Here is a 17,439-nt window from a genome sequence, read left to right as displayed (position 1 = left end):
TAAACGGTTTACTGGGCGAGCAAGCGATAACACTGGTGGATGCCGGTGGCAGCGCGGCATCACCCTTGCTAAGGCAGACATTGCTTTGTAAATTTGCTGGGTTTTTCCAGTGCAAGCACCATGCAAGATGCTGGCATCAATTACATTTTTGAGCGGGGTGGTTCAGCCGTTCTGTTGCGCCCGCGGGTCTCTGGTCAAATAGGCGGCCCTTTTTCAATCAGGAACCCCATGTATCAACCTCTGCGTTCTCGCGATGCGGCCATGCCTTTCATCATGCTCACCGTGTTGATCGACATGCTGGCGATTGGCTTGATCATTCCTGTGTTGCCCGCGTTGGTCGGGCAGTTTTCCGACAATCCGGCGGATCAGGCGTACTGGTACGGTCTGGTGGCGTTCAGTTTTGGTATTGCCAATTTTCTGGCCTCGCCCGTGCTGGGAGCCTTGTCTGACCGGTTTGGTCGTCGACCCGTGTTGTTGCTGGGCTTTCTGGGCCTGGGCTTGAGCTTTTTTGGCACGGCACTGACGCCCACTTTATGGGGTTTGGTGTTGGTGCGCACGCTGGGTGGCGCGATGCAAGCCAACGCTGCGATTGCCAACGCTTATGTGGCTGACATTACCGCGCCCGAGCTGCGCGCCAAGCGTTTTGGTTTGCTGGGCGCCATGATGGGGGTCGGTTTCATCATCGGGCCCGTCATGGGCGGCTTGCTGGGGGCGGTGAGCCTGCGTCTGCCCTTTTTTGCAGCCGGTGCACTGGCCATGGCCAATCTGTTGTATGGCTATTTTGTGTTGCCTGAGTCGTTGCCGCTGAGCCAGCGCAAGCCATTTTCATGGCGAGCGGCACACCCTGTGACCGCCCTGCGTTCCTTGGGTCAACTCAAAGGCGTGGGCGCTTTGGTGGGCGTGGTGGCCTTCAGCGGCTTGGCGCAGTTTGTTCTGTACACCAGTTGGGTGCTCTACACCACCTTCAAATTCGGCTGGGGTCCGCTGGAAAATGGCTGGTCGCTGGCGGCGGTTGGCGTGGTGTCGGTGGTGGTTCAGGGTTTCTTAATGGGACGGTTGCTCCAATGGTTTAAGCCACAGAAACTGGCCATTTTGGGTTTAATCTCATCTGCGACCGCCTACGCGATGTGGGGTGCTGCCACACAGGGCTGGATGATGTTTGCCATCATTGGGGTCAATTTGTTGGGAGGTACGGTGGCGGCATCGGTTAACAGCCTGATCTCGTCGGCCGCCGACAGCCGCAGCCAAGGCCAGACGCTGGGCGCCGTCAACTCACTCACGAGTCTCACCGCTGTTTTTGCGCCCATGGTGGCGGCGCCCTTGTTGGCCATGGTGTCGCATCTGCCTCAAGGGGATTGGCGCATCGGGGCACCGTTCTACTTTTGTGCCCTGTTGCAGATTGGCTCTTTGTGCATGGCGGTATTGCACCTCAGGCATCACCAGCAATCTGGTTCGGGCAAGCAGGCGTCTTAAGTCGAGGGCGGGGCGGAGGGCCTATTGGGAGAGCGGGTTGTTGCCGCTGACGCGCTGTCCGGCTTGAGTCAACTCAGCAATCAGGGCGTCGACTTCGGTGATGAAGGTTTCGCGGTTGGTATGGGGATGTTGGTTGAACAAATCCATGGAGTGTTGCGCCAACGCCGGCTCTCCTGCCACCCGTGCCCAGCGCCGAACCTCACAGTAGGCGAGCAAGGCAAGCCGACCCAAATCGTCACTTCGACGGGCAAACTTCAAATCTCCAAGAAGATCTTCAAGTCCGGTTTGCAGGGATGGATTGGATGTGGACATGTTGCAGTGCAGCATTATACGTTTTACTGACTTCAAACTTACAAACTGTGTCGAAGGACGATTTCTTATAGGCACATCTCGCTAGAGAGAGCCGCTTTTGGAGGCACGCAAAAAGGGGTCATGGGCAGTGTCATGCCCATAAAAAGTTGCGCGTGGGCTGACATGGCGTGTCACCATTGCGTCACCGAAAGTGAATACGATAGCCATTTTTAGCTGGGTTGAACCCCAGTACCACCAGGAGCTTTATTTGATGCGTCCCTTGTCCTTCTCCGTCACGCTATCCGCGGTGCTGCTCGCCTGCAGTCTGCCTTCCCTGGCGCAAAGCCCGCCGACCATGACCCAGGCGCAGCTGGGGCCGCGGCCCTTCTTTTTGGTGGAGGATATGAGCGAGGGGCCGCTCAAGGCGAAGCTGCAGAGCTGCAGCAACGGGCCGTTTACCAAGACCAGTTTTTCGATCGGTCACCGAGGGGCTGCCATGATGTTCCCCGAGCACACCAAAGAGTCCTACGAGGCGGCAGTTCGCATGGGCGCGGACATTGTGGAATGCGACGTCACTTTCACCAAAGACAAGGAGTTGGTCTGCCGTCACGCGCAAAACGACTTGCACACAACCACCAACATTCTGGCCACACCCTTGGCCGCCAAGTGCACCAAGCCGTTCACTCCTTTTAACGCTGAGAAAAACACCCCGGCCAGCGCCGAGTGCCGCACCAGCGATATCACCTTGGCTGAGTTTAAAACTCTGCGCGGCAAGATGGATGCATCCAACCCCAAAGCCGCCACGGCGGACGAGTTCATGGGCGGCACCGCCGCCTGGCGCACCGACCTGTACAGCGGCCCCACCAGCGGCACGTTAATGACGCACCAGGACAGCATTGCGCTGTTCAAAAAACTGGGCGTGAAGATGACGCCTGAGTTAAAAGCCGCCAGCGTGACTATGCCGTTTGACGGCTTCAGCCAGACGCAGTATGCGCAAAAGATGATTGACGAATACAAGGCCGCCGGCGTCTCCGCTAGCCAGGTGTTTGCGCAATCCTTCAGCAAAGACGACATTCTGTACTGGGTGAAGAACGAAGCCGCCTTTGGTCAACAAGCCGTGTTTCTGGATGGGGCGGACAAACCGGCTGACTTGCCTTCGCTGGCAACGCTGCAAGGCTATAAGCAAGCTGGCATTCAAATCGTCGCGCCACCCATCTTTGCTTTGCTGGAAGCCAAAGACGGTCAATTTGCCGCATCCACCTACGCCAAGAATGCCAAGCAAGCTGGCTTGGGCATCATTGCTTGGAGCTTGGAGCGCGCCGGCCCTGTGGCCAGCGGCAAAGGCGGCTGGTATTACCAGACCGTGAACCCCGTCTTTAAGCGCGAAGGCGATGTGATGCAGGTACTGGACGTGCTGGCCAAAGACGTCGGCATCATGGGCATCTTCTCTGACTGGCCCGCTACCGTAACCTATTACGCCAACTGCATGGGATTGTGATGGCGCGGCTGGAGTTACTTGTATATGGAGTAAGTGGCTCTAGCCCTTCTGTATGCTGCGCAATCAGCTATGAATAACGCAGCGTTTTAAAGCAAGGGGTCCACCGTGGGTGGACCCCTTGCTTTCATTAAAAGTAGATGTTGCCGAAGATGATGACCAGGCCCAGCGACAGTTGACCGACCTTGATGGGAAGGCGAGAGGGCGCAATCAAGCCGTAAGAGATCAGGCCCAGTCCTAGGGTCATGCGGGCAAACGCAAACAGGGCCGACACCGGATGGGTGGTAAGTTCCAGCAGGGCCGGGTTGGCAATCATGCCCAGCGGCACGATGTACAAACCCACGCCCAAGGCCATGGAGGTAAACGCCACCTTGAGCCAGTTTTCCTGCACCATGCCGGCGGCGATGTACACGGCACCGCACACCGGTGGCGTGATGGTCGAGATGAGTGCAAACCAGAACACAAACAAATGCGCCTGCAAAGGCTCCAATCCGAGTTGGATGAGCGCTGGGCCGGCTACAGAGACACAAATCACATAGGCCGCCGTGGTGGGCACCTCCATGCCCAGTACCAGGCAGGCCAAGGCCGTCAGACCCAGTGAGGGCCACAAGAGGCCACCCGAGCCGGACAGAATCACGGACGTGATCTTGACGCCCAGCCCGGTGATGGACAGCACGCCAATGATGATCGTGGCGCACAAAATAATGGCGGCAATCATGGCCACTTGCGAACCGGCCGCCACCAAGGCGGCTTCAAAGCGTTTCAGCGTTCTCTTCAGGTTGATGCTCAGGCGGGCGTCGATGACCAGCATCAGTGCCCCGGCAATGATGGCCAAACAGGCCGAGTACTCCGGCGTGTACTCCACCACAAACATGCCCCACATCAGCACAGAAAATGGCACCAAAAAGAAAGACGAGGTGATCAGCACGTCACGCATCAGGGGTTTGTCTTCGGCCGCAATGCCTTTCAGGTCATGGCGCCGGCTGTAGGCGTTGATGCCAATCCACACCGTCACAAAATACAGCACGGCCGGCAGAATGGCAGCAGCCATGATGCCGGTGTAGGGCACGCCAGTCAGCTCCACCATCACAAAGGCTCCGGCCCCCATGAGCGGCGGCATGATTTGCCCACCCGATGACGCCACAGCCTCCACGGCAGCGGCCAGACGTTTTGGGTAGCCCAGTTTCACCATGGCGGGCAGGGTGATGGCGCCAGTCGACGCCACGTTGGCCGACGCCGATCCCGAGATGGACCCGAACAGGGCGGAGGAAATGACGGAAACTTTGGCGGCGCCGCCCGTGAGACGACCGGCTGCTGCTGCGGCAATGTTCATGAAGCCTTGGCCGGCCTCGCCCGCGTTCAGTACCGCACCAAAGATGACAAAAATGGCCACCACGCCTACCGAGGTGCCCGTCAGGCTGCCCCAGATGCCGCCTTCGGCGATGGTCAGTGTGCCCAGAAAGCTATTCAGCGGCGTGCCAGAGTGGCCAAACTCACCCGGCAGGTGCTGGCCAAACAGGCCGTAAAGCAGCGTGAGCAGCGCCATCAACGGCAATGGCCAGCCGATGGCACGGCGTGCACCTTCCATCACCACGGTCAGCAGTGCTACCGCGATGCTTAACTGCAGTGGGCCTTCCAAAAATCCATATTGATCACCGAGAGCCTCTTGCGACAGGGCCACCCACAGGCAGCACGCCAGTCCAATCAGCGTGAACCCCCAGCCGGAAAGACGAGCAAAGCGGTTTTTGGCGGCAAAGATAAAAATCCACGGCAACGCCAGCGCCATGTGCAGCGGGCGACTCACCAAGTTGGGAACCAGACCGTAGAAGATCAGCCCTAGGTGAAAAAAGACGCTCAAGGCGCCCCAGGCAGCCCAAGCGGGGCGAAAGGATGTGGTTTCCATCAGGAAGCTCGTGAAGTGAAAGGGCAAAAAACAGCGTGCCCAGGCTCCCGTGCTGGGAACCGTCAGGCACGCCGCAGGATTTTTACTGTTGCGCCGCGGTCAGCTTGAAGCCGGCTTCCTTGTAATAGCGCACGGCGCCCGGGTGCAGCTTGCCGGTGATGGTGGCCATCAGTGACTGATCCACACCGGTCCACCAGGCAGCGCCCGAGCTCATGGCGGATTTTTGGTCCCAATAGGTTTTGGTGAGGGTGTAGGCCGTGTCGTCGCTCATGGCGGTGGTGCTGTAGGCCACCACGGGCAAGGACGTTGTTTTGACCGCTGTTTTTTGACCGGTGTAAGTGCCTGCGGGAATGGTCAAGCTGTCGCGCTCGGTGGCGGCAATTTGCTCGTCACTCAGGGACAGCAGCGTGATGGGGGTTGATGCCGAGGCTTCAATGACATTGGGCGCAGGCCAGGAGCCGGCTGTCACAAAAGCGTCGATCTGGCCGTTTTTCAGTGCAGGCACGGCGTTGGACAGTTCGCCGTTGGCCAGCGTCACTTTACCTTCCAGCCCAAACAGTTTGAGGTATTTCTCGCCCTCGGTGGAACCAAAGGAGCCTTTGCCCAGCAACAGTGTTTTTCCTGCCAGGTCGGCCATGCTGTTGATGCCCCGGTCGCTGCGCGCGACAAAGTGCATGGTCAGCGATGGAATGGGAAACAGGGCGCGGATGTTGGAAAATTTGGCGTCGCCCTTGTCTTTGAATGGACCTTTGGCGCCCTGCGCCATGTCAACCAGTGCGGGTGGTGTGGTGAAAACGTAGTCGGCGCCGCGTGCCCGCACCTCCATCACGTTCTGTGTTGAGCCCTGGCTTTCTTCCAGCGTCACGACGATGGCGCCCTTGGTGCCGGCCTTCATGGCCTCGGCAATCTGAACGCCCATTTGGTAATAGGACGAGCCCGTTTTGGCGGATTTGAACGTAACGCGGGTTTGCGCCTGCGCGGGCAACGCGCTCAACAGGCTGACGGCGGCGGCCAAGGCCAGCACTTTGAATGATGTTTGCATAGTGTCTCCATGATTTGAACGAGGTTGTCTTGAGGTCGCTCAAGGCATGGAAAGATTATGCATTGCCACAAATGCGACGCCGTGGTGGAAAACCCTGTCTGCACGCTATAAAAACATGCCGCCCGAGGCTTCGATGCGTTGCGCGTTGATCCAGCGGTTGGGCTCGGACAGCAGCGATGCAATCACGCCGCCAATGTCGTCAGGTTGTCCGACCCGACCCAGCGCGGTTTGGCCGCTTAGAAAAGCGTTCATCTGTGCGTTGTCGCGCACGGCGCCACCGCCAAAGTCGGTTTCTATCGCGCCGGGGGCGACCACATTGACGGCAATGCCGCGCGGTCCCAGTTCCTTGGCCATGTAGCGGGTCAGCACCTCCACCGCGCCTTTCATGGCCGCATAGGCGGCAAATCCGGGCAGTGCAAAGCGGGTGAGCCCGGTGGATACGTTCACAATGCGACCGCCATCCGCCATCAGCGGCAGCAAGGTTTGGGTCAGAAAAAAGACGCCTTTCAGGTGTCCGTTCATCAGCGTGTCGAACTGGGCCTCGGTGGTGTCCATCAGGCTGGCGTTCACCCCGGTTCCGGCGTTGTTCACCAGATAGTTGAAGTCGCGGCGTTGCCAGTTTTTCGCCAACGCATCGCGAACCTGCTCGCCAAAGTTGGCAAAGCCCGGCGAGTTGGCCACATCCAGCGGCAAAGCCACTGCGTGGCGTCCCAGCGCGGTGATCTCTGCGACCACGGCCTGCGCGGCTTGCGCATGGTCGCGGTAGGTCAGGATCACATCCACCCCTTGTTTTGCCAGGTGCAGCGCGGTATTCTTTCCCAGTCCACGGCTGCCGCCGGTGATCAGGGCAATGGGGATGGGGAGTGGGTGGCTTGTGGTCATGGGGTCTCTCTTGTTTGTAGGTTAGAAGATGGATGAATCTTATTGACTTTCTTTGGTGGGATAAAGTGCAAAAATTTGATTTGATTGTTTGTAATAATTGAACAATGAATCCAATCGAGCGCATGCAGGCCTTCACCCGGGTGGCGGAGTTGGCCAGCTTTACCCAGGCAGCCGAGGCCTTGGGCTGGCCCAAAGCCACGGTGTCCACGGCGGTGAGGCAACTGGAGGAGGAAGTGGGAGCCCGCCTGCTGCACCGCACCACTCGTCGGGTCTCGACCACGCAGGACGGACAGGCGTTTTACGCGCGCTGCAAGGACTTGCTGGCCGACATGGATGAGCTACAAACCATGTTTCAATCGCCCGGCGCACAGCCTCTTCGTGGTCGGGTCCGACTGGACATGTCCACCGGGCTGGCCCGCCATGCGGTAATTCCCCGTTTGCCCTCCCTGCTGCGACTTCATCCGCAACTGGAGATTGAGCTGAGCAGCACTGAGCGTCGGGTGGACTTGGTCCGAGAAGGGTTTGACTGCGTGTTGAGGGCCGGCAGTGTGACGGACACCAGTCTGGTGGCGCGCCCCATGGGGCCTTTGCATATGGTGAACTGTGCCAGCCCCGCCTATTTGGAGGCGAATGGCACGCCGATCGGTCTGGCTGATCTGGCGCATCACCAGTTAGTGCACTTCGTCAACACGCTGGGCGCCCGGTCCGGCGGGTTTGAATACCAGCTTGATGGCAAGGACACCAGTTTGCCCATGGCAGGGGCCGTGACGGTGAACAACGCTGGTGGGTTTGAAGCAGCCTGCCTGGCGGGCCTGGGCATCATTCAGGTCCCGCTGGTGGCCGTCAAAACACATTTTCAATCTGGCGATCTCGTCGAGGTGTTGCCCGACTTGCGGGCGAAACCCATGCCCCTCGTGCTGCTTTATGCGAACCGCCGCAATCTTTCCAAACGCGTCCGCGTGGTCATGGACTGGCTGACAGGCGTTGTGGCCGACTATTGCCAATAGCAACCATAGCAATCAGTTCTCTACGCACCGTTGGATGTTTCCAATGTGGAACAGCGGTCAGTTGACCATGGCACCGGGCCGACCGCTGTTGAACCAATCAGAGTCGGTCGCGAATGGGCCGTTTGGAGTATTGAATTCTGTCTCTACTGGGCAGCCGGTTTCCTAACCTTTGGAGTGGGTTTCCGGGACGATGGAGGTATTGCCACTTGGCAGTTGCACACACATTTCAGTGCAACTGGAAGCGAAAAGCCACGTCCCCCCCCCCCGACTTTGGACCGCAATGGACGTCAGCGCCACAACCACAGCTGACTAAATGACGCAATGGCGCCAATCTCCATTTGTGAGCACGCACCCATCCAGGCGACATATTGACTATGAAAGGCTGCCTCGGCAAATGCGTCGATCATTCTGACAAATTTGTAATCCAGCCGTCATGGGCCTGACGGGTTCTCTTCCTATAGTTCTGGCAAACGGCAAAACAGTCATAGAAGCCCGACGAGACGACACGCAGTGGAGACGCACCCAGAATCATGAATATCAAACTTGCAAAAGCCGCACTAGGTGTCGCCGTTGGACTTCCGGCAGAAAATGACGGGCCTAGTGAGAGGATGAATGCTCCAAGCTTTTTAGCGTTGGCTTAAACAAACTTTCGGGAACCCGAGCCTCGTGCAATTCATCAATTTTTTGGGTGTTGGCCCTCTGTCAGCTTGCCGCCACTGCCGCGCGCACCGTTGATCAGCCAAAGTCGTTCAACTATGCACCGTCGACTTGTCGCAATCATTCTGCTGGCAGCCATTTCATGGCCCTTCTTGTCAGTGCTTACGCCGATGAGCAAGGCCGGGCAAGTTATTGAATTGGCGAACTTGATAATTCACGTTCAAGGGGGCGACCATCATCATGGCGACCAGTCACTTCACATAGATGAGACAAGTGGAGCGTCCAAGCATGTACATGCCGATGGTGAACTGAACTCAATAGGGTTTTTGATGCTCGTTAGCGTCGCGCTGGCACCTATCGGGTCCGTGACACCTCGAATGGACGTAGGAACTTTTAGCCCAGGCGTCAATCTCGAAGGGCCCCGTCGTCCGCCCAGGCTTAGTTCCTAGGTTCTTGGCTTTCCAGTCTCCAGAAAGCTAGCTCTTTCCCACATTACTTAGATAGTTCGTAGGCCGCTCCTCCGGGCCTATCCACCAATTCCGCCCGACAGTCCACGCCTGATTCCTGAAGGTCTTGGTGCGGGAATTCCTCGGTGGTTGGTTGGCGCAGACGGTGTTTTTCGTCGCGCCCATGCTCTGAGGCTGGACGAAAAATCTTCGATTGATCAATCGTGATTCGCTTCTATCAATTTTTTGGCATCTATAGATCTGGTTTCCGTTTTCGAAACTGGTACTTTTTCCCGAAGGTGTTTGATGAGCTCCTCAATGAACGGGTGGCGTCCTACGCCAACACATTCAAACCACGTTGCCCTGTCAATCGTGGTCCCTTTTTTCAATGAACGCGCGGTACTTCCCTTGCTATATCGCCGATTGAGGAGCGTATTGGATAAGCTGGAAATTAGCTATGAAATCGTTCTAGTTGATGACGGTAGTCGGGATGGCAGCGAACACGACCTGCGTGAGTTGGCTATCAGTAGCTCGGTCGTGAAACTTGTCCGTCTGAGTCGAAATTTCGGCAAGGAAGCCGCGTTGACGGCCGGACTGGATCAAACCAGCGGTGATGCAGTAGTCATTTTGGATGCAGATTTACAAGATCCGCCAGAACTCATCTCACAAATGCTGGCCGCGTTTCACGACGGATCCGATATTGTTTATATGAAGCGACGTTCCCGCACTGGAGAGACATGGGGGAAACAGTTAAGCGCGCATCTTTTCTATCGCTTGCTGAATCGCATAAGTAGCGTCGCCATTCCTGAAGATACAGGCGACTTTCGGTTGATGAGCAGGCGTGCGGTCAATGCTTTGCAACGACTACCTGAGAGAAATCGATACATGAAAGGACTGTTCGCCTGGGTGGGTTTTCCGACCCATGTGATTGAGTATGACCGGGAGGCCCGTGCGGCGGGTACCACCAAGTGGAATGTACTGAGCCTTTTTGGGCCGGCGCTTGAAGGCATCACCTCATTTTCCGTGGCGCCACTGAGGTGGGCGACCGCAGCAGGTTTGCTGGCCGCGCTAATTGGCATTTCGTTCGGTCTATACGTAGTGCTTAAAACACTGGTTTTCGGTGACCCCATTGGGGGATACCCCTCACTTATCGCCGTGATCACCTTTATGTGCGGTATCCAACTGCTGTCCATCGGTCTGGTCGGTGAATATGTCGGAAAAACGTATTTTGAAACGAAACAACGCCCCCTGTACGTCATCCTTGACGTCATTGAGACTCCTGCGACATCTTCCTGTACTACCGCGCGTGCCGAACCCAAAATTCATATCGTATCGAATTAACCTTGTGTGGATGGCACTAGGGGCCATCCTGGGTCTGCGTTTGCTGGGAATGATTTGGCTTCCGTTCTCAGGCACAACAGAGCCTCGCTATGCAGAAATTTCCCGTTTGATGGCGGTCAGTGGCGACTGGATCACGCCATGGTTTGCCCCTGGCACGCCTTTCTGGGGAAAACCACCGCTCGCATTCTGGAGCGAGGCGCTCTCGTTCAAATTACTGGTTACCAACGAGTTCGCGGCGAGATTGCCGTCCTTGCTTGCAACGGCAGGATCATTGGCTTTGATTCACACCTATGCTCGCTCACTTTTCTGCAGCAGCACCGCCAAGTGGGCGCTTCTTGTCTACAGCACGTGCGCATTGGTGTACGTCGTCGCTGGCGCCGTTCTCACTGACCCTTTCCTGGCGCTGGGAACCACCTGGGCCATGGTTGCTTTCGGTATGGCGTGGCGTCATCCGACGTGGCAATGGCGTTATGGTTTTTTTGTGGCGTTGGCTTTGGGCCTGCTGGCCAAGGGGCCGCTGGCGCTCGTTCTGGTGGGGGGGCCTTTGCTTCCCTGGCTGGTATTGCATCGCCACGCTCGGGAGGCATTCAAAAAACTACCCTGGCTCGGCGGGTTGGCGTTGATGCTGCTTTTGAGCCTACCGTGGTTCATTCTGGCGGAACTAAAGACGCCGGGGTTCTTGCAATACTTTATTGTCGGAGAGCACTTCCTGCGATTCATTGACTCGGGATGGAGCAGAGATCTTTACGGTACCGCTCACGAACGAATGAAGGGTGCGATTTGGAAAGATGTACTTGTGGCGTCCTTTCCATGGGGACTTTTGGGGCTGGGGTTGCTGCTCCGACAAATCGTCAATTCGGCGGGCCGGCATGCGCTCAAAAAAGCGCTGCAAGATTCGAAAGTAACCTACTTGCTCGCTTGGACGTTGTTTACACCTGTCCTATTTACGTTCGCGGGCAATATCTTGTGGACCTACGTGCTTCCCGCGTTGGCGGCGTTCAGCATCCTACTTGCAGTTGAGCTGGAAAAAATTCAGCAAAAAAGCATTTTCAGTAGGCGAATTTTGTACGCGCTGACAAGTCTCATCCCGCTACTTTTGTCTGGCTATCTGGCTATCTGGCTATCTGGTTTTGGTCACTATTCAGCCTCAGCGGCTCAAGACAGAAAAGTCGCTCGTCGCCTTTGCTATGGAAAACATGAAGCCTGGAGAGTCTTTGTATTTTGTGGGACCTGCGTCATTTTCCGCCGTGTACTACTCTAGAGGGCGAGTCAAATCTGTCACATGGAAGGACCTCATCGACAAAGGGAGTCCTCCGAAGGCAGGTTTCCTTGCGATTGCAAAAAGTGAAATTGATGAGGTGAGTCAAGCTTCGCGTGTTTCGTTTTCCAAAGTGTTCGAGAGTAAAGAGTATGTTTTGACGACGATTTCTGTTGAACCGGACTCCTGAAAGGCACGTCCTGCTCTGGAAAGGCCGCCCACACTTTATGCAACTTCATGGGTGATCTCCTTTCGTCTGGAATCGAAGAGTGCCTAGTGGGCGGACTCGCGTCCACGACCAATTCAGTTGTTGCCAAAGCCTGGACCATTGATGTTTTCGAGGGGAACTCCCGGAAAAATCTCAAACTTTGCGTGACAGCGGGTCAATTTCAGAGGGGTGGTTTCGACCCATCCCGTTCTTCCCCATTGTTTGTGTCAGCGGCAAGGTGATGCCGATTGGCCCATCTGATGGGGTGAGTCGATTTTCTATTCCCCAAAATTCATTTGGAAACAACTTCGACGAACAAGTGTCCCGGTTGTAACCCGCCGGTCATGCAATTGACGGGACCCGCCTTCTACATTTAATCCAACGAGGCAACGATTGCTTCGCCGGCCCTCGGTATCAACCTTGGGTGGTATTCATCAATTTTGAAGGAAATATTGTCATGTCAACTCGTACAACCGTTATTGCTTTAAGTCTTGGCTTGTCAGCCCTGTCGGCATTCGCCGCGGATCAAAGCAGCGTAGAGAAGTCAATCTTGTTTAAAGACGGCTCGACCGTGCACCAATTTAAGGGTGGAAAAATGGCGATGGAAAAAAAATTTGGTCGAGCGGTTCGCATGGACAGTGGCACTAGCATGCAGACCGCAGACGGAAAATCCATTGTGATGGTCGGCGACGAAGTGGCGAGGTTGGACATCGCCCTCAAGACACATCAACGTCGCTAGTCAAGTTCTCCCCGCGAGGTGCTTTGTTTGCGAAAATTTTGTCAATGCGCGAAAAGGTGGGATTCAGATTCGCCCTGGGCGCAGTGACAGAATCTTGAATTGTGATCAATTGCATCACAATCTCCCGCGGTAATAGGAGATTCGATGTGTCATGAGGAATGGCCATTTTAATTGGGTGTCCCAGCGCTCTAGAACTCATTTCTCACCGCACACAAGGTCAAGACGATCGCATTTGGGCATTGAGTCGCTATCCGGACTTCCCGCGGATGCCGCGGCATCCGAGATTCGGATTCTTGGGCTGCCTTTCAGTTCGACCATAGGATGAAAACTGACATTTTTGTAATCTTTAGGACATCTTGCTGACAGTCTGCCAATTGCAAAATAGATCTTGACTGTTAACTATCAAAAGGAAGTGAAATGGTGATCTTCAATTTAACCCCGCAACTGACATGGCGTGCCTTGGTGCTTGCCATGGCGGTTGCTCCGTTGGCTTTGTCAGCCCAAACTGTGGAACCCACTGCGCCGCAAGACTGGCGCAGCGCCAACGATACGGTAGGGCTCTTAAAACGTGGTCACATGGATGTGCTCAAGTGGGAGAGCGCGAATCCCACTCTGGAAATTTCGGCGCCCCTCGCCCGTCAACCCGTGATATCTCTGCTGACAAGTGATGAGGTCATCCGCCAAGCATGGCGTGCACACCTTGATTTGGCCCGTCCGCTGTCTCAATTTGGCTCGGCAAACGTATCCCTTGTTGCGACCGGCCAATGGGACAAGCTGGATCCGAGTCTCCAACGTCGAATCGATGATGCTGGGGAGGTTCTAGAAGTAGCGACTCAGGCTCGAAAGGCCTGGATTCAGGCCATTGCTGCGAGTCAGTCGCTAGCACCGTTCCGCGCTGCGCTGGACTCTGCCGAAGCCGCCACCGAGCTTGGACAACGCATGGTTAATGTAGGCAATTGGAGCAAGCTCAAGCTTGCCCCATTGCAGCTCGCTCAAGCAACGGCCAAGATGAATTGGGTGCGCGCGCAATATGCCGCCGCCCAAGCGCAGGCCAGTTTGATTAAAGCGTTGGGTCTTAAAGGGCAGTACGCCAGCGTGGCGCTGCCTGACCGGTTGCCCGATTTGCCCTCCAAACCCGTGTCTGAAGAATCTTGGAGGTCGAGAGCTTTGCTGATTCAGGATCAACTGCCGCGCGCCAACAGCCAGCGTAGCCAAACGAACACCGACATGGCGTTGGACGCCTATCAGGCCAGCCACGCGTTGTATCAGGCGAATCTTGATGTTCTAAAGGTGCGTGATTTCATCGGAGAAGAAACCGTACTCCACTACAACGGAATGCTGAGCAGCACGTGGGATCTTTTGAGCGAGGCCAGCAACAAATCCCAAGCTGTGATTGATGCCATTGGCGCCCAACGCGATTATTGGTTGGCTGAGAGTGACCTGCAATGGGTTCTCCAAGGAGGCCAACCCGACAGTTTTATGTCTTTTGGTGGTGGCGGTGAAGCCGCTGCATCGGCTGCGCATTAATAGGAATACATATGAATCTCAACTCTCGTCGAAATTTTTTCGCAGGTGCGGCGGCATCAGTGGCCGGATTAGCTGTGGCGCGCTCTGCTCTAGCAGGCTTGCCTGAGGCTGTGATCCAGACGTCGGTGGAAACTGCCCCGCCCCTAGTCCCGACCACGGGCAGGCCTTATAACCCGGTGGTCACACTCAACGGCTGGACCCTGCCTTGGCGAATGAACAATGGTGTCAAAGAATTTCACCTAGTGGCCGAGCCCGTGGTGCGTGAAGTTGCACCTGGCTTCAAGGTCAACATGTGGGGCTACAACGGGCAGAGCCCAGGGCCGACCATTGAAGTGGTTGAGGGAGACCGAGTTCGCATCTTTGTCACCAATAAATTGCCCGAGCACACCTCGGTGCACTGGCATGGCCAACGGTTGCCTTGCGGCATGGACGGGGTCAGTGGTCTCAATCAGCCCGCCATTCCGGTGGGTAAGACTTTTGTGTACGAATTTGAGGCGCGCCGACCGGGCACGTTCATGTACCACCCGCACGCCGACGAAATGGTGCAAATGGCGATGGGCATGATGGGCATGTGGGTGACCCACCCCAAAACCAAGCACCCCCACATCAGTGACGTCGATCGGGATTTCTGCTTTTTGCTGAATGCCTTTGATGTTGAGCCTGGCAGCAAGACGCCCAAGGTCAACACCATGCTGGACTTCAATATCTGGTGCTTTAATAGCCGTGTTTTCCCGGCGATTGATACTTTGAACGTGCGGCTGAATGATCGGGTTCGCCTTCGGGTCGGCAACCTGACCATGACGAATCATCCGATTCATTTGCACGGCCATGAATTTCTGGTTACCGGCACCGATGGCGGGCCGACTCCTCCGAGCACACGCTGGCATGAGGTCACCACCGATGTGGCGGTGGGGCAAATGCGCCAGATTGAGCTCATTGCCGACGAGGAGGGCGATTGGGCCATGCACTGCCACAAGAGCCATCACACCATGAATGCCATGGGCCATGATGTTCCGACAATGATCGGCGTCGACCACCGCGGTCTTGTCAACAAGATTCAAAAGGTTGCGCCAGACTACATGCTGATGGGCGAGCGTGGCATGGCCGACATGGGAGAGATGCAAATGCCAATTCCGGACAACACCGTTCCCATGATGACGGGAACCGGGCAGTTTGGCTCTCTGGAAATGGGGGGTATGTTCAGTGTGTTTAAAGTCCGCAAGGACCAAAAGCCGGGCGACTATAGCGATCCAGGGCCTTACAAGTTTCCGAAAGGCACTGTCGCCTACGAATGGACCGGCACCACGCCTCAGGCCGCACGCCCCGCCGGCAGCGCCGACGCCAAACCGGCTGTGGCCTCGGTGGTCAAGCCCAGTGGTATGGGCGGCATGTCGCATTGAGTCCCCAAACTCGCTAATCTGTAAACTGACTACGAAGGAATATCTGTGAAAATTTCAAACCTAACTTTGTCCAAGCGTTCTGCCTTGTTTTTTGCCACTGTTGTCGTGGCGTCTTCTGCCGCTCTGGCGTCTGGCAGTCATTCAGGGGGCCATGATGAGTCGCCCATCGGAAAACCCGGCGTGCTTGCCAAGGTCAACCGTACTATCACAGTCGATATGGCGGACAACATGCGCTACACCCCGTCGGACATCAAGGTCAAGAAAGGTGAGACCATTCGTTTCGTCGTGAAAAATTCAGGCCAAGTTCCTCACGAACTGAGCATGGGCACTCAAGAAGAACTGATGGCGCATTTGGAAGAAATGAAGAAATTCCCAGGCATGGAGCATGACGAGCCCAGTAAATTGACCCTGGCCCCGGGGAAACAGGGTGAAATCATCTGGCAATTCACCAAAGCCGGACCGGTCAATTTTGCATGCCTGATGCCTAGTCACTATGAGGCTGGCATGAAGGGGCAAGTGCTGGTGGGCACCAAGTAAAGTAAGCAAACCGTACGACACCCAAAACACTTCAAATTTAAGGAAAATCACATGAAAAACACAAGCCAACTGCTAGCAGCTACTGCTGTCGCCCTGTCTTCTTTTTTGTCCGCTCCAGTCTTTGCGCAGGCCGCTGCGGAGCAGCCCAAGATGGAGATGGCCAGCGCGCCGAGTCTGACCGACGGAGAGGTGCGAAAAATTGACAAGGAATTGGGCAAAATTACCATCAAGCATGGTGCTATCAAGCACATGGATATGCCTGGCATGACCATGGTGTTCCTTGCTCAGGACAAGACCATGCTGGACAAAGTTCAAGCCGGTGACAAGATCCGCTTCATGGTGGCCTACGTGAGTGGAAAAATGACCGTGACTGATCTTCAATCTGCAAATTGACAGCCATGATTCCAGGCCATATTTAAATTCGTTGGGCGATTGGCGCGGCGGTTTTGGGCTTGGCTTGTGTCGCTACCACTGCCAATGCCCAAGCAGTGCCCGCCCCCAGCGCAGGATTGATGCCCAACCCGGCCAAAGGCAAAGGCCTGTACGCACAAAACTGCGCCAGTTGCCACGGGGTCGACCTCAAAGGCCGTGATTCAGGTAGCGACAAAGGGCCGCCGTTTCTGAACCGTGTTTACGAACCCTCACATCATGGTGACGCGGCGTTCCAACGAGCGGCGGCCCTCGGTGCCAAAGCGCACCACTGGAAGTTTGGCGACATGCCTCCAGTGAAAGGTTTGACGCCCGACGACGTGGCGCACATCACGGCCTACATTCGCATGGTGCAGCGCAAAGCTGGCATTAATTGAGGTGGGCCTAGGATGAATTTATGCCCTCTTGTCCTGCAATGTTCGCAGGGACTTGAGGGCAATGGGAAGACTAGCCAGTTTTCAACCGCCATGCTTGTAAGGTAGAAAAACTATTTCCCGGAGTTTCCAAGCCTCGGCAAGGTTTGCCGCCTCCTTCGTTCAGCGCAGTCATCGGACTAACTCTTGCAGTCACGGCTCGTACGGAAATCGGCGCACCAAGCAAAATAGGTGCCGCAGACGGAGATGGCTAGCCTGCATGTCGTGGCGAGGGCGCGGGCTTCGGGCAAACTACTTGGCGGGAAAAATCCTAAAAAAGTAATTTTTCGCCTCGAACACCACAAGACAATCCTTTTAAGGGGTTTTGTCGAGAACCCGTTTTCTTGCCTCAAGGCAGTGACACGCCATATAAAAGTGGGTGGGTGTCCAA

Annotated in this window: 15 protein-coding genes; 11 read left to right on the top strand and 4 right to left on the bottom strand. The window is 55.9% G+C overall.

Annotated features, from left to right (window positions below):
* Nucleotides 1–228: 228 nt before the first annotated feature.
* Nucleotides 229–1,473, top strand: a complete 1,245-nt coding sequence (locus J8G15_RS10065) for an MFS transporter (RefSeq protein WP_210547331.1) — start codon at nt 229–231, stop codon at nt 1,471–1,473.
* A 21-nt stretch (nt 1,474–1,494) separates the two neighbouring features.
* On the opposite strand, the gene J8G15_RS10060 is transcribed toward J8G15_RS10065, so the two are convergent.
* Nucleotides 1,495–1,785 carry a hypothetical protein gene (locus tag J8G15_RS10060; RefSeq protein ID WP_210547330.1) on the bottom strand — a complete coding sequence of 97 codons (291 nt, stop codon included), beginning with the start codon at nt 1,783–1,785 and terminating at the stop codon, nt 1,495–1,497.
* Nucleotides 1,786–2,035: 250 nt separating this feature from the next.
* Between J8G15_RS10060 and J8G15_RS10055 the strand changes: the two genes are divergently transcribed.
* Nucleotides 2,036–3,262, top strand: coding sequence for a glycerophosphodiester phosphodiesterase family protein (locus J8G15_RS10055; protein ID WP_210547329.1), 1,227 nt, complete (start codon nt 2,036–2,038; stop codon nt 3,260–3,262).
* Nucleotides 3,263–3,389: 127 nt separating this feature from the next.
* Here J8G15_RS10055 and J8G15_RS10050 read toward each other — a convergent pair whose 3' ends face one another.
* The 3 genes from J8G15_RS10050 to J8G15_RS10040 all read right to left on the bottom strand — a co-directional run bounded on the left by J8G15_RS10050 (nt 3,390) and on the right by J8G15_RS10040 (nt 7,086).
* On the bottom strand, nt 3,390–5,162 hold the full coding sequence (locus tag J8G15_RS10050; RefSeq protein ID WP_210547328.1) for a TRAP transporter fused permease subunit: 1,773 nt from the start codon (nt 5,160–5,162) through the stop codon (nt 3,390–3,392).
* Between the two features lie 82 nt (nt 5,163–5,244).
* Nucleotides 5,245–6,204 carry a TAXI family TRAP transporter solute-binding subunit gene (locus J8G15_RS10045; protein WP_210547327.1) on the bottom strand — a complete coding sequence of 320 codons (960 nt, stop codon included), beginning with the start codon at nt 6,202–6,204 and terminating at the stop codon, nt 5,245–5,247.
* 105 nt (nt 6,205–6,309) lie between these two features.
* Nucleotides 6,310–7,086, bottom strand: coding sequence for an SDR family NAD(P)-dependent oxidoreductase (locus J8G15_RS10040; RefSeq protein ID WP_210547326.1), 777 nt, complete (start codon nt 7,084–7,086; stop codon nt 6,310–6,312).
* Between the two features lie 104 nt (nt 7,087–7,190).
* On the opposite strand from J8G15_RS10040, the gene J8G15_RS10035 reads away from it, so the two are divergent.
* The 9 genes from J8G15_RS10035 to J8G15_RS09995 all read left to right on the top strand — a co-directional run bounded on the left by J8G15_RS10035 (nt 7,191) and on the right by J8G15_RS09995 (nt 17,012).
* Nucleotides 7,191–8,093, top strand: a complete 903-nt coding sequence (locus J8G15_RS10035; RefSeq protein ID WP_210547325.1) for a LysR family transcriptional regulator — start codon at nt 7,191–7,193, stop codon at nt 8,091–8,093.
* A gap of 1,409 nt (nt 8,094–9,502) precedes the next feature.
* Nucleotides 9,503–10,537, top strand: a complete 1,035-nt coding sequence (locus J8G15_RS10030) for a glycosyltransferase family 2 protein (RefSeq protein ID WP_210547324.1) — start codon at nt 9,503–9,505, stop codon at nt 10,535–10,537.
* 49 nt (nt 10,538–10,586) lie between these two features.
* Nucleotides 10,587–11,798, top strand: coding sequence for a glycosyltransferase family 39 protein (locus tag J8G15_RS10025; protein ID WP_240538554.1), 1,212 nt, complete (start codon nt 10,587–10,589; stop codon nt 11,796–11,798).
* 662 nt (nt 11,799–12,460) lie between these two features.
* Nucleotides 12,461–12,742 (top strand): CopK family periplasmic copper-binding protein, encoded by a 282-nt coding sequence (locus J8G15_RS10020; protein ID WP_210547322.1) that lies wholly within the window; start codon nt 12,461–12,463, stop codon nt 12,740–12,742.
* A 417-nt stretch (nt 12,743–13,159) separates the two neighbouring features.
* The gene (locus J8G15_RS10015; RefSeq protein ID WP_210547321.1) at nt 13,160–14,269 is read left to right on the top strand and encodes a TolC family protein; all 1,110 of its coding nucleotides are present in this window, start codon (nt 13,160–13,162) and stop codon (nt 14,267–14,269) included.
* Nucleotides 14,270–14,280: 11 nt separating this feature from the next.
* Nucleotides 14,281–15,669 carry a multicopper oxidase family protein gene (locus tag J8G15_RS10010; RefSeq protein ID WP_210547320.1) on the top strand — a complete coding sequence of 463 codons (1,389 nt, stop codon included), beginning with the start codon at nt 14,281–14,283 and terminating at the stop codon, nt 15,667–15,669.
* Nucleotides 15,670–15,714: 45 nt separating this feature from the next.
* Nucleotides 15,715–16,206, top strand: coding sequence for a plastocyanin/azurin family copper-binding protein (locus J8G15_RS10005; protein WP_210547319.1), 492 nt, complete (start codon nt 15,715–15,717; stop codon nt 16,204–16,206).
* Nucleotides 16,207–16,257: 51 nt separating this feature from the next.
* Nucleotides 16,258–16,599, top strand: coding sequence for a copper-binding protein (locus tag J8G15_RS10000; RefSeq protein WP_210547318.1), 342 nt, complete (start codon nt 16,258–16,260; stop codon nt 16,597–16,599).
* A 95-nt stretch (nt 16,600–16,694) separates the two neighbouring features.
* Nucleotides 16,695–17,012 (top strand): cytochrome c, encoded by a 318-nt coding sequence (locus J8G15_RS09995; RefSeq protein WP_210547317.1) that lies wholly within the window; start codon nt 16,695–16,697, stop codon nt 17,010–17,012.
* Nucleotides 17,013–17,439 lie beyond the last annotated feature (427 nt).

It is taken from the genome of Rhodoferax sp. PAMC 29310 (genome assembly GCF_017948265.1).
GTDB lineage: Bacteria > Pseudomonadota > Gammaproteobacteria > Burkholderiales > Burkholderiaceae_C > Rhodoferax.
The sequence above is the reverse complement of the archived record's forward strand: the minus strand, read 5'-3'. Positions and strand labels throughout refer to the sequence as shown.